The sequence below is a fragment of the Mycolicibacterium chitae genome (assembly GCF_900637205.1).
Classification (GTDB): domain Bacteria; phylum Actinomycetota; class Actinomycetes; order Mycobacteriales; family Mycobacteriaceae; genus Mycobacterium; species Mycobacterium chitae.
Map to the genome: position 1 here is coordinate 4,884,530 of NZ_LR134355.1, position 19,105 is coordinate 4,903,634.

Genomic DNA, 19,105 nt, shown 5'->3' on the forward strand with positions numbered 1-19,105 from the left:
GGCTAGACCTCCACCGGGATGGAGTTCCAGCCCCACTGGAAACTCGACGGCGGTCGTGAGGCGGCGTCGGCGTCGATCCGGAAGTCCGGCACCCGCTTGAGGAACTCCTGCAGCATGATGGTGATCTCCAAGCGGGCGACGTGCACGCCCAGGCAGAAGTGCTGGCCGTGGCCGAAGGACAGCAGTCGTTCGATGGGCCGGTTCCAGCGGAACGTGTCCGGATCGGGGTACTCGCGCTCGTCCCGCGCCGCCGAGGCCAGCAGGGTGATGATCCGCTGGCCGGGTTGCAGCGTGGTGCCGTGAATGGTGTACGGCCGCCGCACGGTTCGCGCGAACCACTGCGCCGGGGCGCTGTAGCGGATGATCTCCTCGCGCGCCACGGGCACGTTGGCCTCGAGGTCGGCCCGCACCGCGGCGAGTTGCTCCGGGTGGGCGCTGAGGTGCCACAGTCCGGTCGCGGTGATCTTCGGCACCGTCTCGGTGCCGCCGATGAACACCCCGAGCATCTGGGTGGCCGCCTCGACGTCGGTGAACGTCGTCCCGTCCGGCAGCGTGAAGTTGATCAGGCTGTCCGCGATGGGGACGCTGCCGTCGGCGCCGGCCGCGCGGCGCCGTTCGATGATGGGGGTCAGATACGACAGGTAGCCGGGCCGGGAGTTACCCACCTCGACGCCCTGCCCGGGTTGCGCCAGGCTGCCGGCGTTCACCGTCGCGAGCACATCGCCGGCCAGATCCACCGGCAGGCCGACGAATTCGCACACCATCGAGGCCGCGACAATGCCGCCGTAGTCCTGGGTCAGGTCGAAGCGGCCGCGGGGCAGCAGTTCGTCGAGGCGCTCGTTGGCCAGGGCGCGGATCCGCTCGGCCAGCTTGGCCGCCGACCGCGGCCGGAACTGCGCCGAGGTGCAGCGGCGCACGTTCTCGTAGATCGGCGAATCGAAGTTCGCGTGAAACGGCATGGGGTGCAACGGCGGATCCGGAACCGGCCCGTCGTTGTGGTGTTCGAGCACGGTGGCCGCCGGCAGCGTTCCCTCCGAGGCCACGAAGGTGCCGTCGGTGAGGCCGAGGACCTCCCAGATGTCCTCGAACCGGGACAGCGCGTAGGTATCCCACTTCGGGATGTAGTACACCGGATGCTCGTCGCGCAGCACCCGGTAGTAGGGCAGCGGGTTGGCCATCACGTCCGGATCGAACGGATCGTAGGAAAGAACCTGTGCGGTGGGCTGATTCATGAGGTCACTGCAATGGCGAGGGGGGCAGGGCGGCCAGAATGGAATCCTCCCAGCCGTCGCGCAGTGCCGGCGCCACGCTCATCCAGGTGACGATCTCGGCGGGCGGCTGATCCTTCCACGACGGGTAGTGGTTCTCGAAGCAGTCCCAGTCGCCGTCGAGCGCCCAGTAGTGGATGACCTCGTTGAACCGGAAGGTGGTGATGAACGAGCCCAGCCACCGTTTACCGGTGGACTCCGACCACGGCACGTAGAGCCGTTCCAGTTCCCGGATGTAGTCGTCCTGCCGGCCGGGCTTGGTCTGCATGATCTCCTGGATCACCAGGCCCGCACCGAAGTTGGCCTCCTGCAGCTGGGCCAGCGTCTTGTTGTACTTCCCGGCGTACATGATCCGGCCCTCCCCGCGGGCCCCGATCCCGGCGAGGTACTGCTGCCACCGCGCGGCGGGCTCGGCGTGGCTGCCGCCGCGGGCCTGCTCCCGGCCGATCCGGGCGTAGTCGGCGAACGCGTCGATCTCCCAGATGATCGTGACCTGCGGCCAGTGCCCGTTGTACGGGGTGGTTTCCCAGAGGGTGAACAGCCGGGCGCCGAGCTGCTCCATCATCGGTTGGTAGATCTCGGTGAACGCCGCGGTGAACTCGTCGCTGCGCCCCGAGCCCAAATCGATGGTCTCGTGGAGGTACAGCAGCGTGTGGCCGTAATACTTCTTCATGCTCATAACCGGGACCCTGTTGACAGTGACACCCAGCGAGCGTGACACTTGTTGCGTGTTTTGTAAAGGTGAGCGAGGCGGTTCGGTGCAATGGAGTTGACGCTGACGAAGTTGGCCGACGGTTTCTGCTTCGGCGAGGGTCCCCGCTGGTTCGAGGGGCTGCTCTGGTTCTCCGACATGCTGGGCTCGGCGGTGCACACCGTGACCCTGGGCGGGGCGATGACAACACTGCCCATGGCCGGCCACGACCCGTCGGGCCTGGGGTTCTGCCCGGACGGCTGCCTGCTGGTGGTCTCCAGCGAGAAACGGCAGGTCCTGCACTACGACGGCGAGGACGTCACCGGGTTCGCGGACCTCTCCGAATTGGCCAGGGCGAACCTCGGCGACATGGTCGTCGACGCCCACGGCCGCGCGTACATCGGGTCGCAGGCACGCGGCGACGGGGTGATCATCCTCCTCGACCGCGACGGCAGCGCCCGGGTGGTGGCCGAGGACCTCGACTTCCCCAACGGCATGGTCATCACCGACGACGGCGCGACCCTGATCGTCGCCGAGTCGGTGGGCCGGCGGTTGACCGCCTATAGCATCGACGACGCCGGCGGTCTCTCCGAGCGCCGCGTGTTCGCCGACGGTCTGGACGCGCCGCCGGACGGGATCGCGCTCGACGCCGAGGGCGGGGTCTGGGCGGCCATGACGCTGGGCCACCGCTTCGACCGGATCGAACAGGGCGGCGCGGTCACCGACCGGATCGAAGTGGGAGACCGCATCGCGATCGCCTGCGCGCTGGGCGGTCCGGAGCGACGGACGCTGTTCCTGCTGTCCAGCACCGACGCCTACCCCGAGCGGCTGCGCGGCACCAAGAACTCGCGGCTGGACGCCGTCACCGTCGACGTGCCCGGGGCGGGGTGGCCGTGATGTCGGACTGCTACTACGAACTTGTCGACGCCGACGGGACCCACGGGGAGCGGTTCGCGGCCACCGATCTGGTGCGCAGCACCTGGTCGGCCAGCATCCAGCACGGGGCGCCGGTGTCCGCGTTGTTGGCCCGCGCGCTGGAGCGCTGCGAACGGCGCGACGACACCCGGCTGACCCGCGTCGTGGTCGATCTGCTGGGCGGCGTCCCGGCCGAGGGCGACATCTGGGTGCGGTCGAAGGTGGAGCGGGCCGGCAAGCAGATCGAATTGGTCAGCGCCGAGATGCTGGGGCCCGGCAAGGACGGCACCCCGCGTCCGGTGGCGACCGCGACGGGCTGGCGCATGCAGACCCTCGACACCGATGCGCTGCGGCACGCGCCGGCCGGCCCGCTGCCGCCGCTGTCGGCGGCCAAAGCCCGTGACATGCGCAAGGATTGGGACCGCAACTACGTGCACAGCCTGGACTGGCGCTGGCTCACCAGCCCGCTGGACGACGGCCCCGGCGAGTCCTGGATCCGGCCGCTAGTGGACCTGGTGAAGGACGAGCAGCTGACGCCGCTGCAGCGGTTGTTCACCGTCGCCGATGACGCCAACGGGTTGGGCAACAAGCTGGACATCCGCAAGTGGACGTTCATGAACACCGATCTGGCCGTGCACATTCACCGGATCCCCGAGGGTGAGTGGACCGGCATCCGCGCCGAGACCAGTTACGGCCCGGACGGAATCGGGGCGACGCTGGGCACGCTGTTCGACGAGCAGGGACCGGTGGGGGCCATTCAGCAGTCGGTGTTGGTGCGCCCGCGGCCCACCAGGTAAGCGCGACACCTGCCCACCCCTCCCCCCACCGCGAGCGTGCGAGTCCCCGGCCGACACGCCGCAGAATCTACGTGTTTTGCGCACGCTCGCGCTGGGGTGGCTCAGGGAAACTGGGTGTCAGGGGAAATAGAGCGCTCCGGCGGGGCATTCGGCAACGGCCTTTGCCATCCGCTCTCGATCGCTCTCGGGACGCTCGGGCTCGGTGATCACCACGTAACCCTCGTCCTGGACCTCGAAGACGTCCTCGGCGATGGTCTCGCAGATCCCGTGGCCCACACACTTGTTCAGGTCGACGGCGATGCGCATACCGGCCCCGCTACTGGATGTGCGCCGGCAGCCGCTTCACGCCGTGCACGAAGCTGCTGTACAGCAGGTCGGGTTCGCCGAACTCCACCCGCTTCAGCCGGGTCAACAACTCCCGGAACAGATGGCGCAGTTCGGTTTTCGCCAGCTGATTGCCCAGGCAGAAGTGCGGGCCCCCGCCGCCGAAGCCCACCTGCGGGTTCGGCGAGCGGGACAGGTCGAACTTGCCGGGGTTGTCGAACACCGCCTCGTCGCGGTTGGCCGAACAGTAGAACAGGCCCACCTTGTCGCCGGCCGAGATCAACTGCCCGCCCACCTCGACGTCCTCGGTGGCGAACCGCGCGAACTGCAGCACCGGCGTGGCCCACCGCACGAATTCCTCGGTGGCCAAACCGATCCGGGCGTCGTAGTCCTCGAGCAGCCACTGCTTCTGCTCGGGGTTGGCCGCGAGCGCCATCATCGCGTGGGTGGTGGTCTGCTTGGTGGTGTCGTTGCCCGCCGAGGCCAGCAGGATCAGGAATGCGCCGATCTCCTCGTCGGTGAGCCGGTGCCCGTCCACCTCGGCGTTGACGATGCTGGTCATCAGGTCGTCGCCGGGGTTGGCCCGCCGGAACTTGGCCAGTTCGACCCCGGTGTTGGAGATCAGCATGATCTCGTTGATGGTGTCCATGGCGCGCTCCTCGAGCGTGCTGTACTCGTCGTCGCTCATGCTGAACAACTTCTCGGCGGCCGCGGCCAGCGCGGGCTGATCGGCCTTGGGCACCCCGAGCATGTCGGAGATGGTGGTCATCGGCAGCCGCGCCGAACACGCCTCGACGAAGTCGACGTCGCCGACCCCGACCAGGTCGTCGACGATCTTGACCGCGTTGGCGTGGATCTGCTCGTCGATGCGGCGCAGGTTGCGCGGGGTGAACGCCGAACTGATCAGCCGCCGGTAGGTGGTGTGCTGCGGCGGGTCCATCACCAGGAAGAAGGCCGCCACCTGCTGCATCTCGGCGGGCATCGGGTCCAGGGCCACGCCCCGCGCCGAGGTGAACAGCTCCGGATGCTGACTGGCGAAGACGATGTCCTCGCGCCGGGTCAGCGCCCAGAATCCGGGCTCTTCCAGGTCGAACAGGGTGGGCAGCGGCGGATGCCAGCTCAGCCCGTCGCCCTGGCGGAGGCGGGCGAACGTCTGGTCGCGCACGTCGAACGGTTGGCTCCAGAAGTCGTGCGAGGTGATGTCGTGCGAGCTGTACTCGCGGGCCTTCGGCGCGTCGGCGACCGTCACTGGATGTCTCCCTCCTGGCCGCGCGTCACGGCGGCGACTCCAAAAAACAGCGTGACACTTTAGGGACGATTTGTAAATATCGGGCACCCCGCTCATTGCCTCGCGCGCGCAGGCAATTTCGGCGACACTGACCGAATCGTTTTACAACGGCACAGCAACTTGTAACGTTAACGGGTGGCGGACACCGGCCCGCCACCAGCTACCGGCGAGGGGGTCACGGGTGAAGGAATCGACGCTGCCCGATCACGACGACCCCGCCGACGAACAGAACTCCTCGCGGCAGCGCATCCTGCACGCGACCGCCGAGGTGTTGGCCCGCAACGGGCAGACCAAGCTCAGCCTGTCCGAGGTGGCCGCCCAGGCCGGGGTGTCGCGCCCCACGCTGTACCGCTGGTTCGCCTCCAAGGACGACCTGCTCTCCGCCTTCGGCGCGTTCGAACAGCGGGGCTTCGACGCGGGCATCGCCGAGGCCACCGCGGGTCTGCGCGGCAGCGAGCGGCTCGATGCGGCGCTGCGCTACATCGTCTCGTTCCAGCGGTCGTACTCCGGGGTCCGCCTCATCGATGTCGAACCCGGCGCCGCGATCGCGCGGCTGGCCAGGGTCATCCCGGTCATGCGCTCGGGCCTCGAGCGCATGCTGCCCGGCCCCAACGGCGCCGAGAAGGCCGCCACGGCGGTGCGGGTCGCGGTGTCGCACTACATCGTTCGCAGCGACGACGCCGATCAGTTCCTCGCCCAACTGCGGCACGCGGTCGGCATCAAGCCTTGACGCGCTGCGCCGGCGGCGAGTAGTTCGGCTTGCCCAGCCCGAGGGCGTGGGTGGCGATCATGTTGCGGAACACCTCCAGCGTGCCGCCGTAGATCCCGGACGGTCCCGACAGCCGGAACACGTGCTCGGCGGCGCCGTCGTCCGCCGCCCCGGGCGTCTCCGCCGGTAGCAGACCGGCGGTGCCGAGAAGGTCCATCAACTCCGGGGCGATCTCGCGCATGGTGGCCACGATCGCGACGCGCCCGTACATCTCCGGGGCGCTCAGCGCGGCCTCCATGCGCGCGACGCTGCGACCGAGCCGGTATTGCACCGCCTCGTCATCGATCCGGCGAGCACCGTCCGGGCCCGTGGCGCCGACGACGGCGGCCGTGCGGTCCACCGCCTCGGCCATCAGCAGCGCGTGTTCTGACATCATCGCGATCTTCTGCAGACCGTCCGAATCCTGTTCCATCACACCGTGTTCGGCGTCCAGTGCGACCCGCATCACGGTCCAGCCGCCGTTGATCTCGCCGATGCGGTAGCGGTCGTCGACCCGCACATCGCTGTAGTAGACGATGTTGGTGCGGTCGCCGTCGATGGTCCGCAGCCCCTGGATCTCGATGCCCGGGGTGTCCAGCGGCACCAGGAACATCGTCAGGCTCTGATGTTTGGGCGCCTCGGGCGCGGTGTTCGTCAACAGGAACACGAACTGCGCGTTGTGCGCGTTGGAGGTGAACATCTTGGCGCCATTGATGATCCAACCGTCGCCATCGCGCACCGCACGCGTCTTGCAGGTGGCCACGTCGGAGCCGCCGTCGGGTTCGGTGTAGCCCAGGCACAGCCGGATGTGACCGGACAGGACGCCGGGCATGACCTCTCGAGCCAGTTGGTCGTCGGCGAACTTGGCCACCACGTGGGCCACCATGGCCGTGGTGCCCCAGTGGAACCACGGCGTGTGCGCGCGGCCGATCTCCAACTCCCACATCCGGCGGCGCAGTCGACTGAAGCCGCCGGCGCTCTCGTCGTTGAAGTCGGCGGCCAGCAGGCCCCGCTCGCCGAGGCCCAGATGGACGGTCTCGTCGAAGTTCTCGCCGGTCTCCCGGTCCCGACGGATAACCTCATCGGTGACGAGTTCGGCCAGACAGGCCCGCAGGTCGTCCTGGAACGCCTGATCGTCCTGCGACAGCGTGACGCGCGAGAAGTCCACTCAGCGAGCGTGACAGTATTTGCCCAAATTGTAAAGACCGCGTTAGGCTTGCGCCCGTGACAGACGGAGCCCTGATACGCCCGGACGGTCGGCGATGAGCCTGGTTGCCGGGCGCGGCCCGTTCGGCAGCGATCCGGCGGGCTGGTTCTCCGCCCCGGTCCCCGCCGACGTCGTCTTCGTCGAACCGCACCCGCGCCGCGTGCGGGCGCTGCTCGGCGAGACCGCCGTGATCGACACCGAGGATGTGTTGCTGGTGCACCGGCTGGGCCGGCCGCTGAGCTACGCCTTCCCGGCGGCCGAGATCGCCGATCTGCCTTGCGAACCCGTCGCCGAGGCCCCGGGCTACGTCACGGTGCCGTGGGACGCCGTCGACGGTTGGTTCGAGGAGGGCCGCCGGCTGGTGCACTACCCGCCCAACCCGTACCACCGCGTCGACTGCCGCCCCACCCAGCGGGGTCTGCGCGTCAGCGTCGGCGATACGACGCTGGTGGACACCACCGACACCGTCATCGTGTTCGAGACGTCCCTGGAACCCCGGCTCTACGTCGACCCCGCGGCGGTGCGCACGGACCTGCTGCACCGCACCGAGACCACCAGCTACTGCAACTACAAGGGGTACGCGACGTACTGGGGCGTCACCCTCGCCGACGGCACCACCGTCGAGGACATCGCGTGGAGCTACGACGACCCGCTGCCGGAGTCGCTGCCCATCAAGGGCTTCCTGAGCTTCGACGCCGAGCGGGTGCAACTGCTCGCCGAGCTGCCGGCCTAGTCCCCGGGTGTGTCGAACGCATCGGGACCGCGGCCCCGGTGTTGAGATGAGGGGGTGTCGACGGCCGAGCCCACCGAGACCCGCATCCGGGGACGGGTGTGGCGCGGCGGCGAGGCCCAACCGGACTTCGACTTCGAGGCGGTCTCGGACTATCTGCGCGACGAGGACACGCTGGTGTGGGTCGATCTGTTCGATCCCGACCACGAAACCCTGAAGGACCTCGCCGACGAGCTCGGGCTGAACATCTGGGCCGTCGAGGACGCCGTGGCCCCGGCCGAGCGGGTCAAGGCGCGGCTGGACGCCACCCACACCTTCTTCACCGTCTACGCCGTCGACATCGTCGCCGAACCCGACGATCCCACCCGGATGGTGCTGACCAAGCACCGGATCTCGGCGTTCGTGCTGCCGCAGGCGTTGGTGACGGTGCGCCTGCAGCCGCACTTCGAGATCGAGCAGGTGCTGCGCCGCTGGGACGACCTCGGCGGGCAGCGCCACGGCCCGGGCGCCCTGGTGCACGGCCTGCTCGACGTGGTGGTCGACGGGCACTTCGCGGCGGTCCAGGTGCTCGACGACGGCATCGAAAGCCTCGAAGACCTGCTGTTCGACCCGCCCACCAAGATGCCGCACCTGCAGCGCCGCACCTACCAGCTGCGCAAGATCCTCGTCGACCTGCGCCGCGTGGTGCTGCCCATGCGGGAGGTGATCAACACCATCCAGCACCACCGGATCGACCAGCACCGCGCGCCCGAACTCGACCCGCTCTACGCCGACCTCTACGACCACGTGCTGCGGGTCACCGAGTGGACCGAATCGCTGCGGGACATGGTCACCACGGTGTTCGAGACCAACCTGTCCCTGCAGGATGCGCGGCTGAACGCGGTGATGAAGAAGCTCACCGGGTGGGCCGCGATCATCGCCGTCCCGACCGCGATCACCGGCTTCTACGGACAGAACGTGCCGTATCCGGGCTCGGAGACCTTCGGCGGGTTCCTCGTCAGCACCGGCGCCATCGTGGTGATGAGCGTGATCCTGTTCGTCATGTTCAAACGACGGGATTGGTTGTGATTTCAATTGCCCCGGCCATCCCGACCCCCGCGGCGCTGCCCCGGCCCCGGCGCGCGCCCCGCGCGCACACCATCTGTAACAAAGCGGCGATGATCAGCGACTTTCCTCAGTAGTACCGCCGGTTCACTACGATCGGTGATTCCGGGGATGACGAAAGGATGACCACCGTGCGGCAGGCATTCGGTTACGTCTTGGCTTTGCTGGGGGTTGTGACGCTCACCCAGACGGCGTGGGCCGCCGTCGGCACCGCGGCCGTGCCCACCCCGACCGCCGACGTGAGCGTCGTCGACGTGCAACCGCGGATGGGCTCGCAGGTGGGCGTCGCGCATCCGATCGTGGTCACGTTCGGCGAACCCGTCGCCGACCGCGCCCGCGCCGAGCGCTCCATCCGCGTCGTGTCGCCGGCCGCGGTCACCGGCGAGTACGACTGGATCAGCCCCAACACCGTGCATTTCGTGCCCGATGACCTGTGGCCCGCACACTCCGAGATCAAGCTGCTGGCCGGCGGCATGCCGATGAGCTTCCGCACCGGCGCCGCAGTGACGGCCGTCGCCGACATCTCCGCCTACACGTTCACGGTCAGCATCGACGGCGAGGTCGTGCGCCAGATGCCGGCCTCGATGGGCAAGTCCAAGTTCCCGACGCCGCAGGGCCGGTTCACCGTCCTGGGTAAGGAGAACCCGGTGGTGATGGATTCCCGCACCATCGGCATCCCGCTGGACGACCCCGAGGGCTACAAGCTCACGGTCAACCACGCCGTGCGCATCACCTGGGGCGGGGTCTACATCCACTCCGCGCCGTGGTCGGTCGGCTCGCAGGGCTACGCCAACGTCAGCCACGGCTGCATCAACCTCAGCCCCGACAACGCCGCCTGGTACTACAACAACGTCGGCATCGGCGACCTGGTCACCGTGCAGGCCTGAGGCCGCGACGGTTTGGCCGGGCTGCCCTACGGGCACTCGGCAAGGGTGCAACCGAACAACGATGACGCACCCGACGAGAACATGCTCGAACAGTCCGAGAGCCTGGATTCGGACCTGGTCCGCAACGACGACGGCGACGAGGTCGCCGATCCACCCGAGAAGTGGATCCCCGCGGACGACCACCGGACCCTCGATCAGCGGATCGCCGAGGAAGAGCCCGACGTCGCGCCGGGCGACATCGACCCGGGTGATGCCTCCGCGCGCCGGGGGCCGGTGACCACCGTTTCCGATGACGAACTCGACCGGATGACGCCGGAACGGCACGGCCGCGACGCCGGTCAGGTCGACGGCACCCCCGAAGACGGCGACTCGTACTACACCATCGTCGAATAGGGGCCGCGGCGATGAGCGTCGATTCGCTGCGCCCGGACGACACCGGACAGGCCGGAGAGGGTACCGCGCAGTTCGAACTGCTGCAGGAGTTGCTGTGGGCCTACGGCCCGGGCGGGCAGGAGGACGCGGTCCGCGACATCTGCCGTCGGGAGCTGAGTCCGCTGGTGGACGAGGCCTGGGTAGATCCGGCCGGCAACGTCGTGGGCCTGCTGCGGGGCGCCGCCGGCGAGGGCGGTCCACCGATCCGCGTGATGGCGCACATGGACGAGCTGTCGATGCTGGTCAAGCGCATCTTTCCCGACGGCAGCCTGCACCTCACCCACCTCGGCACGATGTATCCGGGCAACTTCGGGCTGGGACCGGTGGCGGTGCTGGGCGATCAGGAGATGCTGCGCGGGGTGTTGACGCTGGGTTCAGAGCACACCACCGCCGAGAGCCCGCGGATCTTCGCGACCAAACCGGATCAGGGCGGCAAGGCGCTGGATTGGAGCGACGTCTACGTCTTCACCGGCCGCACACCCGAGCAGTTGCGCGACGCCGGCGTCCGGCCCGGCACCCGGGTCTGCATCGACGCCAGCAAGCGCGGTCTGGTCGCCTTCGGCGACTTCGTCGGCTGCTACTTCCTGGACGACCGCGCGGCCATCGTGGTGCTGCTCGAGACCGCGCGCGAACTGCACTCCGGCCGGCGGCCCGACAGCGACGTCTACTTCGTGTTCACCACCAACGAGGAGGTCGGCGGCGTCGGCGGCTCCTACGCCAGCCGCACGCTGCCGGGCGAGCTGACGCTCGGGGTGGAGGTCGGCCCCACCGAGGAGGAGTACGGCACCACCGTGGCGGGCGGGCCCATCGTGGTCTACAGCGACGCCGAATGCGTGTACGACAAGCCGATCGCCGACCGGCTGATGGACATCGGCGCCCGGCTGGGCCTCGACCCGCAGCCCGCGGTGGTGGGCGCCTTCGAGGCCGACCCGTCGCACGCCAAGGCCACCGGACTCACCGCCCAGGCCGGGCTGCTGTGCCTACCCACCCTGAGCACGCACGGCTACGAAGTGATTGCGCGCCAAGCGATCCCGTCGGTCACCGAGATGCTGACCGAGTTCCTGCGGCAGCCGCGGTAGGGGCGGATCAGGCCACCACGCGGAACTTCTCCAGCGATGAATCGGCGGGGTCCGGCAGCGTCATCCCGGCCGCCAGGCCGCTGCGCAGGTAGGCGATCACCGCGTCGTTGAGTCGCTCGCCCGGCACCACCGCCGGGATGCCCGGCGGGTACGGGGTGATCTGCTCGGCGGCGATGCGCCCGGCGGCCCGGTCCGCGGGCACCATCTCGGTCTTGCCGAAGAACGCGTCGCGGGGCAGCATCACCGTCTCGAGCTGCAACTCCCCCGGGTCGGGCAGCCGGATCTCGGGCGGCGTATCGAAGTCGTCGGCGGCCGTGCGCCAGGCCGTCATCGCCTGCACCAGCCGCTCGATGGTCGCGTCGTCGTCGGCGAAGGACATGGTGGCCAGCACCCGGCGGTGGTCGCTCATCCCGACGTCGAGTCGGCAGTGCTCGCGCAGCCAGTCGGCGGCCTGATAGCCGGTGGTCCCGGTGTCGGCGACGTCCATCAGGATCTGCAGGCGGTCCAGGTCGGCGGAGGCCTCCACCCCCAGCAGCTCGTCCTCGAGGACCTTCAGGCCGGGGATCTCGTCCAACCGGGCCCGCACCCGCGTGGCCCGCTCCAGGGCGTTGCCCAGCAGCGCGGTGCCATGCTCGACCATCTGCCGCCGCCAGCCGTCGAGCGCGCAGTAGAGCATGACGTTGGGGCTGGTGGTCATCAGCAGATCGGCGCACGCGGACAGTCGATCGCGGTCGATCAGGTCGCCCTGCACGTGGAACACCGAGCCCTGCTCGAACCCGGCGCCCATCTTGTGCACACTCACCACGCACACGTCGGCCCCGGCATCCATGGCCCAGGTGGGCAGCTCATCGTGGAACGGCAGGTGCGCACCCCACGCCTCGTCGAGGATCAGCGGCTTGCCGCGCTCATGACACACCTCGGCGATCCCGGCGATGTCGGCGCAGGTCCCGTACGGGCTGGGGCTGACGATCAGCGCGCCGGCGGCATCCGGGTTCTGTTCGAACGCGTCCCGAACCTGTTGCGGCGACGGCGGATGCGACATGTGATGTTCGGCGTCCCAGCGCGGCGTGATCCACGCGGGCCGGACACCGGAGAAGATCAGCCCCGCCACGATCGACTTGTGGCTGTCGCGGGCCACCAACAGACCGCCGTCGACCCCGCCGGCGACGGCCAGCATGGCGGCCTTGACCGACAGCGAGCTACCGCAGGTGGAGAAGAACGCGTACTCGGCGCCGACGGCGTCGGCCATCAATTGTTCAGCGCGCGAAAGATATCCGTTGCTGGAGTGCCAGTCGTCCAGCCCGCCGGAGGCCAGCACGTCGTTGCGGAACGGCTGCGGTCCCATGACGTCCAGGACGCGCGGATCGATCCCGCGGCCCTGCCGATGCCCCGGCGGGGTGAACCCGTAGCGGTCCTCGCGGTGATACTTCGCCAGCGCGTCGAGCAGCGGGGTCTGCGATTGATCCATGCCGTTGCACCTACCCGGTGTCCCGAGTCGGTAATCGCCAGGTGGGTCAGCGCGCCGCCAGGTCGGCGGTGGCCGGCCCCTCGAGCAGTCGACCGTCGGGGCCGAAACGCGACCCGTGCAGCGGGCACTCCCACGCCAGGTCCACCTCGTTCCAGTTGAGCACCCCACCCAGGTGCGGGCACACGGCCGACACCGAATGCTGCGCCCCGTCGACGCGGCTGTGCGCGGTCAGCCGCCACGGCGGGCCGCTCACCATGCCCTGGCCGTCGGCGACGTCGTCGCGACCCAGATGCGGGGTGGCCCATCCGCGGGCCAGATGGAACCCGACCTCCAGGTTGGCCTTGGCCGCGGCGCCGAGGCCGGCCAGTTCGTGCGGGCTCCAGCTGGCGAAGGCCGCGGCCCAGGGCAGGTGTCCGCCCAGCACCCGCCCGGACAGCGCGAGGCCGGCCGCCACCGCGTTCGCCATCCCCCACTTGTCGAACCCGGTGGCCACCAGGATGCCGTCGGCGCCGGGCAAAATCGGTCCCACATAAGGCAATTCGTCGGCCGGGGAGTAGTCCTGCGCCGACCACAGATGGGTCTGCACCGCGCCCGGGAAGAAGGTCTTGGTCCATTCGGCGAGTTCATCGAGGCCCGGCCGCTCGTCGCCGCCGCGCCCGACGGTGTGCCCGGCCCCGCCGACGATCAGGTGTTCTTTTCCGTCCGCCGAGCGCGCGTAGCGGACCGAGCGGGTGGGCGAATCCGTCGACAGGAACATCGACCGGGTGATCTCGCCGGGCACCTCGAAGGCCAGGCAGTAGGACCGCTCGGGCACCACCCGGGCGAAGAACCCGCCCCGGTCGAGGATCGGGATGCCGGTCGCCAGCACACAGTGCTTGGCGGTGATGGTGACGTGTCGGGCGGGCTCGCCGCCGCGGACGTTGACCTTGATGCGCACCGGACCGGTGCCCGACACCGACTCCGCGCGAGCCCCCTGCAGGCAACGCCCGCCGTGCGTTTCGAGTTCGGTGATGAGGCTGTCGAGCACCGGCAGCGGATCCAACTGGGCCTGCTCCGGGAGCCGGACCCCGCCGTGGAACGGGAACGGCGCGTCGGCCTCGTCGGCCCAGCTGACCGGCAGTCCGGCCTCGCGGGCGGCGCGCAACTCGGCGCGGGCGTCGTCGAGACCGGCAGCGGATTGCGCGTAGGTGTAGGCGTCCTCGGTCTGGGTCGACAGGCCGTGGCTCTCGCAGTAGCGCAGCAGCCAACCGAGGCCCTCGCGGTTGCCGGTGACGTAGTCGCGCACGGTCTGGGCGCTGTGCTTGGACCGGATCCGGGACAGCTTGGTGCCCTGCAGCAGGCTGACCTTGCCGGTGGTGTTGCCGGTCGTGCCGTCGCCGATGCGACGGGCCTCCAGGACGACGACGTTCTTCCCCGCCCGCGCCAGCAGCACGGCGGTGACCAGACCGGTCATTCCGGCACCCACCACCGCGACGTCGACGGATTCGGCGGCCCGGACCTCGGTTTCGCTGGCGGGGCGCTCGGCGTGACCCGCTGTCCATAGTGACGGCACAGCTGTCGAACTACCCGTTACGGCACCTGGTCAACCCTCGTTTGGCCGGGCGGCCGTCGGGTATGCCGCCGGCGCCGAGCCTGCGGATTCATCCGCAACATGCCGTGACGGGGGATGAAACCGCAGGTTCGACGGCCCTTGGACCCGCCCGCCTCAGCTCTCGGTGATCGCGTGCTCCGGGCACGCGCCGATGGCCTCCCGCACCGCGTCGTGATGCTCGGGTGGGACATCGTCCTCGATCGCCTCGGCGTAGCCCCAGTCGGTGAGGGTGAACACCTCCGGGCACACCGCGACGCACACGCCGTGTCCGCGGCACAGCCCGTCGTTGACCGACACCTTCATCGCTGCACCGCGCTCATCCGCCGGCCGCCTCCGGTTCGGCGGGCGTGACCTCGAGGTGCAGGTCGATCAGGCCGCGCAGGATGAACGTCGGCACGTAGTTGAACCGCCGAGCACCCTCGGGGCCGTGATGCTCCTCGGAGAGCCGAATGTCGCTGGTGCGGTCCAGGATTCGCTCCAGGCTGACGCGCGCCTCGGCGCGGGCCAGCGGGGCACCCGGGCAGCTGTGCGGGCCGCGCCCGAAGGCCAGGTGGCGACGGGCGTTGCTGCGACCGATGTCGAGGGTGTTCGGATCCTCGAACTGCGCGGGGTCCCGGTTGGCCGCACCGTTCATCACCATCACGGTGGCGCCGGCCGGCACGTCCACGCCGCCGACGCTGGTCTTGCGCTTGGCCAGCCGGAAGTCACCCTTGACCGGGCTCTCGAAGCGCAGGCACTCCTCGATGAAGTTGGAGATCTTGCTGCGGTCCTTGCGCAGTTCCCGCTGCAACTCGGCGTCCTCGGCGATCAGCTTCAGCGCGGTCGAGATCAGCCGCACGGTGGTTTCCTGACCGGCGGTGTAGAGGTTGGCCGCGATCCGCACGACGTCCATCACCTCGGGGGTGGAGCCGTCGGGGAACTTCGCGGCGGCCATCTCGGTCAGCGCGTCGTCGCGCGGGTTGGCGCGGCGATCGGCGATGTAGGCCGAGAATTTCTCGTAGAGGTACTCGAGCGGGCTGTGCGACATCGACTTGTTGTCGGTGCCGCCGACGCCGCCGGCGCTGTGGTTCATGTGGCGGGAGAACTCGGGGCGGTCCTCCTCCGGGACGCCGAGCAGGTCGGCGATGATCCCGAGCGTGAACGGCACCGCGAAGCCCTGGATGGCGTCGCCGCCGCCGGCGGCCAGGTACGGCTCCAGATAGGCGTCGGCGTGCCGCCACATGAAGTCCTCGTTGGACTTGAGCCGCTTCGGCGTGATGAGGCCCATGAGCAGCGCGCGGTGCTCGGTGTGCTTGGGCGGGTCCATCACCGTGACCTGGTCACTGAACGGCAGCTGCTCGCGGTACTCCTCGATCAGGTCGCTGACGTCCTCGGCCACCCCCTCGATGGGGACCGGGAAACCCGGGAAGGGGCCGGTCACCGCGGTGCAGGAGGAGAACGTGTCGGCGTCGGAGAAGACCGCGACGGCCTCGTCGTATCCGGTCACCACCAGCACGTTCTGGTGCGGCTCCCGGCGGACCGGACAGCCGTTGCGCATGGCCTCCATGTACGGGTACGGGTCTGCGACCAAGCTCGGGTCTTTGAAGAAATCCAACTGTTCCAGTTCGGTCATCGTGTTCGCTTTCAGGTCATTCGGGCTGCATCGAGCTTTACGATCGACTAGTAAGTTACTATACGATCGTAAAGTTGGTTTAGGCAATCATCGTTTGGCGCAGGAGGGCGGTACATGGGGTCACCCGCAGCCGATGCCGAGGCGCCGGCCGACCCGGCGCGCCCGGACACCCGCCAGCGCCTGATCGATGTCGCGGTCGAACTGTTCATCCGGCACAGCTTCGCGGGCACCTCGCTGCAGATGATCGCCGACGAACTCGGCTTCACCAAAGCCGCCATCTACCACCACTTCCGGACCCGCGAGCAGCTGCTCGACGCGGTCGTCGGTCCCATCCTCGACCGGCTCGAGACCGCCATCGTGGAGGCCGAACAGCTTCGCGGCGCGCACGCCCGCGCCGACTACCTGCTCACCGGCTTCGCCGAGTTGGCCGTGCAGAACCGGGTGGTCGCGGTCCTGGCCGCCGACCCCGCCGTCGCCAAGATGCTGCGCGCGAGTCGCAAGTGGGATGCGCTCATCGAACGGCAGATGGCGCTGCTCGCCGACGTCGACCCGGGTCCGGCCGGCATGGTCAAGGCCACCGTGGTGCTCGCCGGGGTGGCCGGCGCCTCCGGGCCCATGGCCGCCGCCCTGGACCGCGACGAACTGCTCGGCTACCTCATCGACACCGGCCGTCGCGCCCTCGGCCTGCGCATACCCCGCGCCAAGCACTGACTTCTCCCCCAGTCCAAGCACCACTCGAAAAGCCCACATCGGAAGGAACACTCATGTCCACGACGAACACCCCCAGGGTCGCGCTGGTGACCGGCGGCGGATCAGGCATCGGCAAGGCGATCGTCGAACGCCTCAGCGCCGATGGCCACCAGGTGGCCACCCTCGACCTGCAGCCCTCGGACGCCCCGCACTCCTACGTCGCCGACGTCACCGACCGCGCCGCCATCGACGCGGCGCTCACCCGCATCCACGACGAACTCGGCACGGTGGGCATCCTGGTCAACGCGGCCGGACTGGACGGCTTCAAGCCGTTCCTCAAGATCTCGTTCGAGGACTGGCAGCGGGTGGTCAACGTCAACCTGCACGGCGTGTTCCACATGATCCAGGCGGTGCTGCCGGAGATGATCGAGACCGGCTGGGGCCGCATCGTCAACATCTCCTCGTCGAGCACACACTCCGGCACGCCCTACATGTCGCACTACGTCTCGGCGAAGTCCGGCGTCAACGGGCTGACGAAAAGCCTTGCGCTGGAATACGGTCCGGCCGGAGTCACGGTCAACGCCGTGCCGCCCGGCTTCATCGACACCCCGATGCTGCGCAAGGCCGCCGACAAGGGCTACCTCGGCGACATCGACAAGACCATCGAGGCCACCCCGGTGCGCCGGATGGGCCTGCCCGAGGACATCGCGGCCGCGGTGGCGTTCCTGGCCTCCGAGGAAGCCAGCTACATCACCGGGCAGATCCTGGGCGTCAACGGCGGGCGCAACACCTGAGCCGAAACCGGCGTCGAGCGTGGGACTTTCACGCTCGACGCCGGTATTGCTCTCAGTGACTCAGGACGGGAAACCGCTGAGGATGACCCCGTTGCAGTCGGCCGCGGCCTGACGCAGCTTGACGGCGGCCTGGTACTGATCGGAGTTGTACCACTCGCGTGCGGCCTCGACGGACCCGAACTCCAGCACCACGGTCTGCGAGCCGTGCCAGGTGCCCTCGAGCACCTCGGGCTTGGTGTCGACGGCGACGATCTTGGCGCTGCCCATCGCCGCCCCCGCCAGCTTGGCGTACTCCTTCATTCCCTCCGGGTCCTTGATGTCCTCGGTGATGATGATGTAACCCTTGGCGGCCAACTGACACTCCCTTGCTCGTGGCGGCACGCGAGAATGCCGCTCTCTGAATCGGGGCATGAGATTTCCAGACTTGGCGGTGCCCGTCAATGACCGGCCAGTTTCAGTCGGTCAACCCGGCCAATCTGCGTGACGGAAATCGACTTTCGAAATACACCCACCGAGTCGCGTGGGTGCGCCCGCCGCTCACGAACTGGACTCGCGGAAATATGGCACTACCTTCTTAGGTTGCGTATCCTGCATAGAGGAGGTGTGGACGGTGACCGACATCTTTGTTCTCGAGCCTGCGGGCGACCAGGACAGCGATCGAATCCCCGAGAACTTGCCGGTGAACAGCCCGGCACGCGGGCCATTGGAGCGCGCCCTACGCGACGCCGGACTGGCCATCGTGCCCCTGGACTCTCTTATCGGCTCGCCATCGGCACCTGGCGATGACCGCCATCCGCTGCGGGCATCGGTGGCTGCGGTGGTCAACGCTGCCACCGAGGAGGAACTCGACAGGCTGCACTCCGCGGTCACTGTGGACCCCGACGACGACCTGGACGTGACATTTTGGGGGACGGCGCCAGACTCGGTCTCGGTTACGCAGGCGGCCTTCTCCGACCTGCAGGAGCAATTCGCGGCGCGGCGGCAACTCTCAGACGAGAGCATCAGCCGGGACGAGGCTGCCCGACTACTCGACGTGACCCCACAGAGCATCACCGCCAAGCTCGCCGCACACAAACTCGTCGGGATCAAAGTCGGCCGGGAATGGCGCCTGCCGCTGTGGCAGTTCGATCCCGACGCCCCCTCCGGCGCGCTACCCGACCTCGACGTGCTGCAGTCGGTGTTCCCCGGCGGAGTGGTCAGCCTCTCGGCCTGGATGCAGCGCGAACAACCTGAGTTCGGGGGCCGTACGCCCCGAGTGGAGATGGCGTTGCGAGGCAGCGCACCCGTGATCGCTCTCGCGCAGGCGCTCACCGCTGCTGCATGGTGAAACAGCTCGAACCGCCCACACGACCTCTGCCCAAAGTGCGGGCACGCTGGACATGGGCAGCTCGACCCAATGCCAGCCGATGGCAATGGTGCCGGGTGTATCACCGCGGGCCGCACACCCCTGACGGCACAACATTTCGCCAGTTCGGTCCGC

At 68.8% G+C, this 19,105-nt stretch carries 21 protein-coding genes; 11 read left to right on the forward strand and 10 right to left on the reverse strand.

Going from position 1 to position 19,105, the window contains the following annotated elements:
- Positions 1-2: 2 nt before the first annotated feature.
- Together EL338_RS23390 and EL338_RS23395 are read right to left on the reverse strand one after the other, a co-directional pair.
- A complete protein-coding gene (locus EL338_RS23390) occupies positions 3-1,232 on the reverse strand; it encodes a cytochrome P450 (RefSeq protein ID WP_126335920.1) in 1,230 nt (409 codons plus the stop codon).
- 4 nt (positions 1,233-1,236) lie between these two features.
- Positions 1,237-1,941: an NIPSNAP family protein gene (locus EL338_RS23395; RefSeq protein WP_126337069.1), complete on the reverse strand. Its 705-nt coding sequence runs from the start codon at positions 1,939-1,941 to the stop codon at positions 1,237-1,239.
- 90 nt (positions 1,942-2,031) lie between these two features.
- On the opposite strand from EL338_RS23395, the gene EL338_RS23400 reads away from it, so the two are divergent.
- Positions 2,032-2,856 (forward strand): SMP-30/gluconolactonase/LRE family protein, encoded by an 825-nt coding sequence (locus tag EL338_RS23400; protein WP_126335921.1) that lies wholly within the window; start codon positions 2,032-2,034, stop codon positions 2,854-2,856.
- A complete protein-coding gene (locus EL338_RS23405) occupies positions 2,856-3,671 on the forward strand; it encodes a thioesterase family protein (protein ID WP_126335922.1) in 816 nt (271 codons plus the stop codon). Before EL338_RS23400 ends, EL338_RS23405 begins: the two co-directional genes overlap by 1 nt.
- A gap of 117 nt (positions 3,672-3,788) precedes the next feature.
- Here the strand turns inward: EL338_RS23405 and EL338_RS23410 are convergent, their stop codons facing one another.
- Both EL338_RS23410 and EL338_RS23415 read right to left on the reverse strand, forming a co-directional pair.
- The gene (locus EL338_RS23410) at positions 3,789-3,977 is read right to left on the reverse strand and encodes a ferredoxin (protein ID WP_126335923.1); all 189 of its coding nucleotides are present in this window, start codon (positions 3,975-3,977) and stop codon (positions 3,789-3,791) included.
- A gap of 10 nt (positions 3,978-3,987) precedes the next feature.
- A complete protein-coding gene (locus tag EL338_RS23415; RefSeq protein WP_126335924.1) occupies positions 3,988-5,244 on the reverse strand; it encodes a cytochrome P450 in 1,257 nt (418 codons plus the stop codon).
- Positions 5,245-5,464: 220 nt separating this feature from the next.
- Here EL338_RS23415 and EL338_RS23420 point away from each other — a divergent pair, with 220 nt between their 5' ends.
- Positions 5,465-6,013 carry a TetR/AcrR family transcriptional regulator gene (locus EL338_RS23420; RefSeq protein ID WP_235666265.1) on the forward strand — a complete coding sequence of 183 codons (549 nt, stop codon included), beginning with the start codon at positions 5,465-5,467 and terminating at the stop codon, positions 6,011-6,013.
- Here EL338_RS23420 and EL338_RS23425 read toward each other — a convergent pair.
- The gene (locus tag EL338_RS23425; protein ID WP_126335925.1) at positions 6,003-7,199 is read right to left on the reverse strand and encodes an acyl-CoA dehydrogenase family protein; all 1,197 of its coding nucleotides are present in this window, start codon (positions 7,197-7,199) and stop codon (positions 6,003-6,005) included. The genes EL338_RS23420 and EL338_RS23425 overlap by 11 nt on opposite strands.
- Positions 7,200-7,293: 94 nt before the next feature.
- Here EL338_RS23425 and EL338_RS23430 point away from each other — a divergent pair, with 94 nt between their 5' ends.
- From EL338_RS23430 to EL338_RS23450, 5 genes are all read left to right on the forward strand, one after another.
- Positions 7,294-7,971, forward strand: a complete 678-nt coding sequence (locus EL338_RS23430; protein ID WP_126335926.1) for a DUF427 domain-containing protein — start codon at positions 7,294-7,296, stop codon at positions 7,969-7,971.
- A gap of 54 nt (positions 7,972-8,025) precedes the next feature.
- On the forward strand, positions 8,026-9,036 hold the full coding sequence (locus EL338_RS23435; protein ID WP_126335927.1) for a magnesium transporter CorA family protein: 1,011 nt from the start codon (positions 8,026-8,028) through the stop codon (positions 9,034-9,036).
- 158 nt (positions 9,037-9,194) lie between these two features.
- Positions 9,195-9,959 (forward strand): L,D-transpeptidase, encoded by a 765-nt coding sequence (locus EL338_RS23440; protein ID WP_126335928.1) that lies wholly within the window; start codon positions 9,195-9,197, stop codon positions 9,957-9,959.
- Positions 9,960-10,004: 45 nt separating this feature from the next.
- Positions 10,005-10,352: a hypothetical protein gene (locus EL338_RS23445; RefSeq protein WP_308213138.1), complete on the forward strand. Its 348-nt coding sequence runs from the start codon at positions 10,005-10,007 to the stop codon at positions 10,350-10,352.
- 11 nt (positions 10,353-10,363) lie between these two features.
- Positions 10,364-11,470 carry a M42 family metallopeptidase gene (locus EL338_RS23450; RefSeq protein ID WP_126335929.1) on the forward strand — a complete coding sequence of 369 codons (1,107 nt, stop codon included), beginning with the start codon at positions 10,364-10,366 and terminating at the stop codon, positions 11,468-11,470.
- Positions 11,471-11,477: 7 nt separating this feature from the next.
- Here the strand turns inward: EL338_RS23450 and EL338_RS23455 are convergent, their stop codons facing one another.
- From EL338_RS23455 to EL338_RS23470, 4 genes are all read right to left on the reverse strand, one after another.
- Complete coding sequence (locus EL338_RS23455) at positions 11,478-12,938, reverse strand: aminotransferase class I/II-fold pyridoxal phosphate-dependent enzyme (protein ID WP_126335930.1); 1,461 nt, start codon at positions 12,936-12,938, stop codon at positions 11,478-11,480.
- A gap of 46 nt (positions 12,939-12,984) precedes the next feature.
- Positions 12,985-14,490: an FAD-dependent oxidoreductase gene (locus tag EL338_RS23460; protein ID WP_126335931.1), complete on the reverse strand. Its 1,506-nt coding sequence runs from the start codon at positions 14,488-14,490 to the stop codon at positions 12,985-12,987.
- A gap of 153 nt (positions 14,491-14,643) precedes the next feature.
- Entirely contained in the window at positions 14,644-14,832 is a 189-nt protein-coding gene (locus tag EL338_RS23465; protein ID WP_126335932.1) for a ferredoxin, read from the reverse strand.
- Between the two features lie 13 nt (positions 14,833-14,845).
- Positions 14,846-16,141, reverse strand: a complete 1,296-nt coding sequence (locus EL338_RS23470) for a cytochrome P450 (protein WP_126335933.1) — start codon at positions 16,139-16,141, stop codon at positions 14,846-14,848.
- A 114-nt stretch (positions 16,142-16,255) separates the two neighbouring features.
- Between EL338_RS23470 and EL338_RS23475 the strand changes: the two genes are divergently transcribed.
- Both EL338_RS23475 and EL338_RS23480 read left to right on the forward strand, forming a co-directional pair.
- Entirely contained in the window at positions 16,256-16,852 is a 597-nt protein-coding gene (locus tag EL338_RS23475; RefSeq protein ID WP_126335934.1) for a TetR/AcrR family transcriptional regulator, read from the forward strand.
- 53 nt (positions 16,853-16,905) lie between these two features.
- The gene (locus tag EL338_RS23480; protein WP_126335935.1) at positions 16,906-17,625 is read left to right on the forward strand and encodes an SDR family NAD(P)-dependent oxidoreductase; all 720 of its coding nucleotides are present in this window, start codon (positions 16,906-16,908) and stop codon (positions 17,623-17,625) included.
- Between the two features lie 60 nt (positions 17,626-17,685).
- Here EL338_RS23480 and EL338_RS23485 read toward each other — a convergent pair whose 3' ends face one another.
- Positions 17,686-17,925 (reverse strand): DUF1330 domain-containing protein, encoded by a 240-nt coding sequence (locus EL338_RS23485; RefSeq protein ID WP_235666570.1) that lies wholly within the window; start codon positions 17,923-17,925, stop codon positions 17,686-17,688.
- A 310-nt stretch (positions 17,926-18,235) separates the two neighbouring features.
- Here EL338_RS23485 and EL338_RS23490 point away from each other — a divergent pair, with 310 nt between their 5' ends.
- The gene (locus EL338_RS23490) at positions 18,236-18,952 is read left to right on the forward strand and encodes a helix-turn-helix domain-containing protein (protein ID WP_126335937.1); all 717 of its coding nucleotides are present in this window, start codon (positions 18,236-18,238) and stop codon (positions 18,950-18,952) included.
- Positions 18,953-19,105: the final 153 nt, after the last annotated feature.

Coding starts and splice junctions, on each gene's coding strand:
- EL338_RS23480 (WP_126335935.1), top strand. CDS start 16,906: ATGTCCACGACGAACACCCCCAGGGTCGCGCTGGTGACCGGCGGCGGA.
- EL338_RS23465 (WP_126335932.1), bottom strand. CDS start 14,832: ATGAAGGTGTCGGTCAACGACGGGCTGTGCCGCGGACACGGCGTGTGC.
- EL338_RS23450 (WP_126335929.1), top strand. CDS start 10,364: ATGAGCGTCGATTCGCTGCGCCCGGACGACACCGGACAGGCCGGAGAG.
- EL338_RS23410 (WP_126335923.1), bottom strand. CDS start 3,977: ATGCGCATCGCCGTCGACCTGAACAAGTGTGTGGGCCACGGGATCTGC.
- EL338_RS23400 (WP_126335921.1), top strand. CDS start 2,032: ATGGAGTTGACGCTGACGAAGTTGGCCGACGGTTTCTGCTTCGGCGAG.
- EL338_RS23405 (WP_126335922.1), top strand. CDS start 2,856: ATGTCGGACTGCTACTACGAACTTGTCGACGCCGACGGGACCCACGGG.
- EL338_RS23395 (WP_126337069.1), bottom strand. CDS start 1,941: ATGAAGAAGTATTACGGCCACACGCTGCTGTACCTCCACGAGACCATC.
- EL338_RS23440 (WP_126335928.1), top strand. CDS start 9,195: ATGACCACCGTGCGGCAGGCATTCGGTTACGTCTTGGCTTTGCTGGGG.
- EL338_RS23390 (WP_126335920.1), bottom strand. CDS start 1,232: ATGAATCAGCCCACCGCACAGGTTCTTTCCTACGATCCGTTCGATCCG.
- EL338_RS23455 (WP_126335930.1), bottom strand. CDS start 12,938: ATGGATCAATCGCAGACCCCGCTGCTCGACGCGCTGGCGAAGTATCAC.
- EL338_RS23485 (WP_235666570.1), bottom strand. CDS start 17,925: ATGAAGGAGTACGCCAAGCTGGCGGGGGCGGCGATGGGCAGCGCCAAG.
- EL338_RS23475 (WP_126335934.1), top strand. CDS start 16,256: ATGGGGTCACCCGCAGCCGATGCCGAGGCGCCGGCCGACCCGGCGCGC.
- EL338_RS23430 (WP_126335926.1), top strand. CDS start 7,294: ATGAGCCTGGTTGCCGGGCGCGGCCCGTTCGGCAGCGATCCGGCGGGC.
- EL338_RS23470 (WP_126335933.1), bottom strand. CDS start 16,141: ATGACCGAACTGGAACAGTTGGATTTCTTCAAAGACCCGAGCTTGGTC.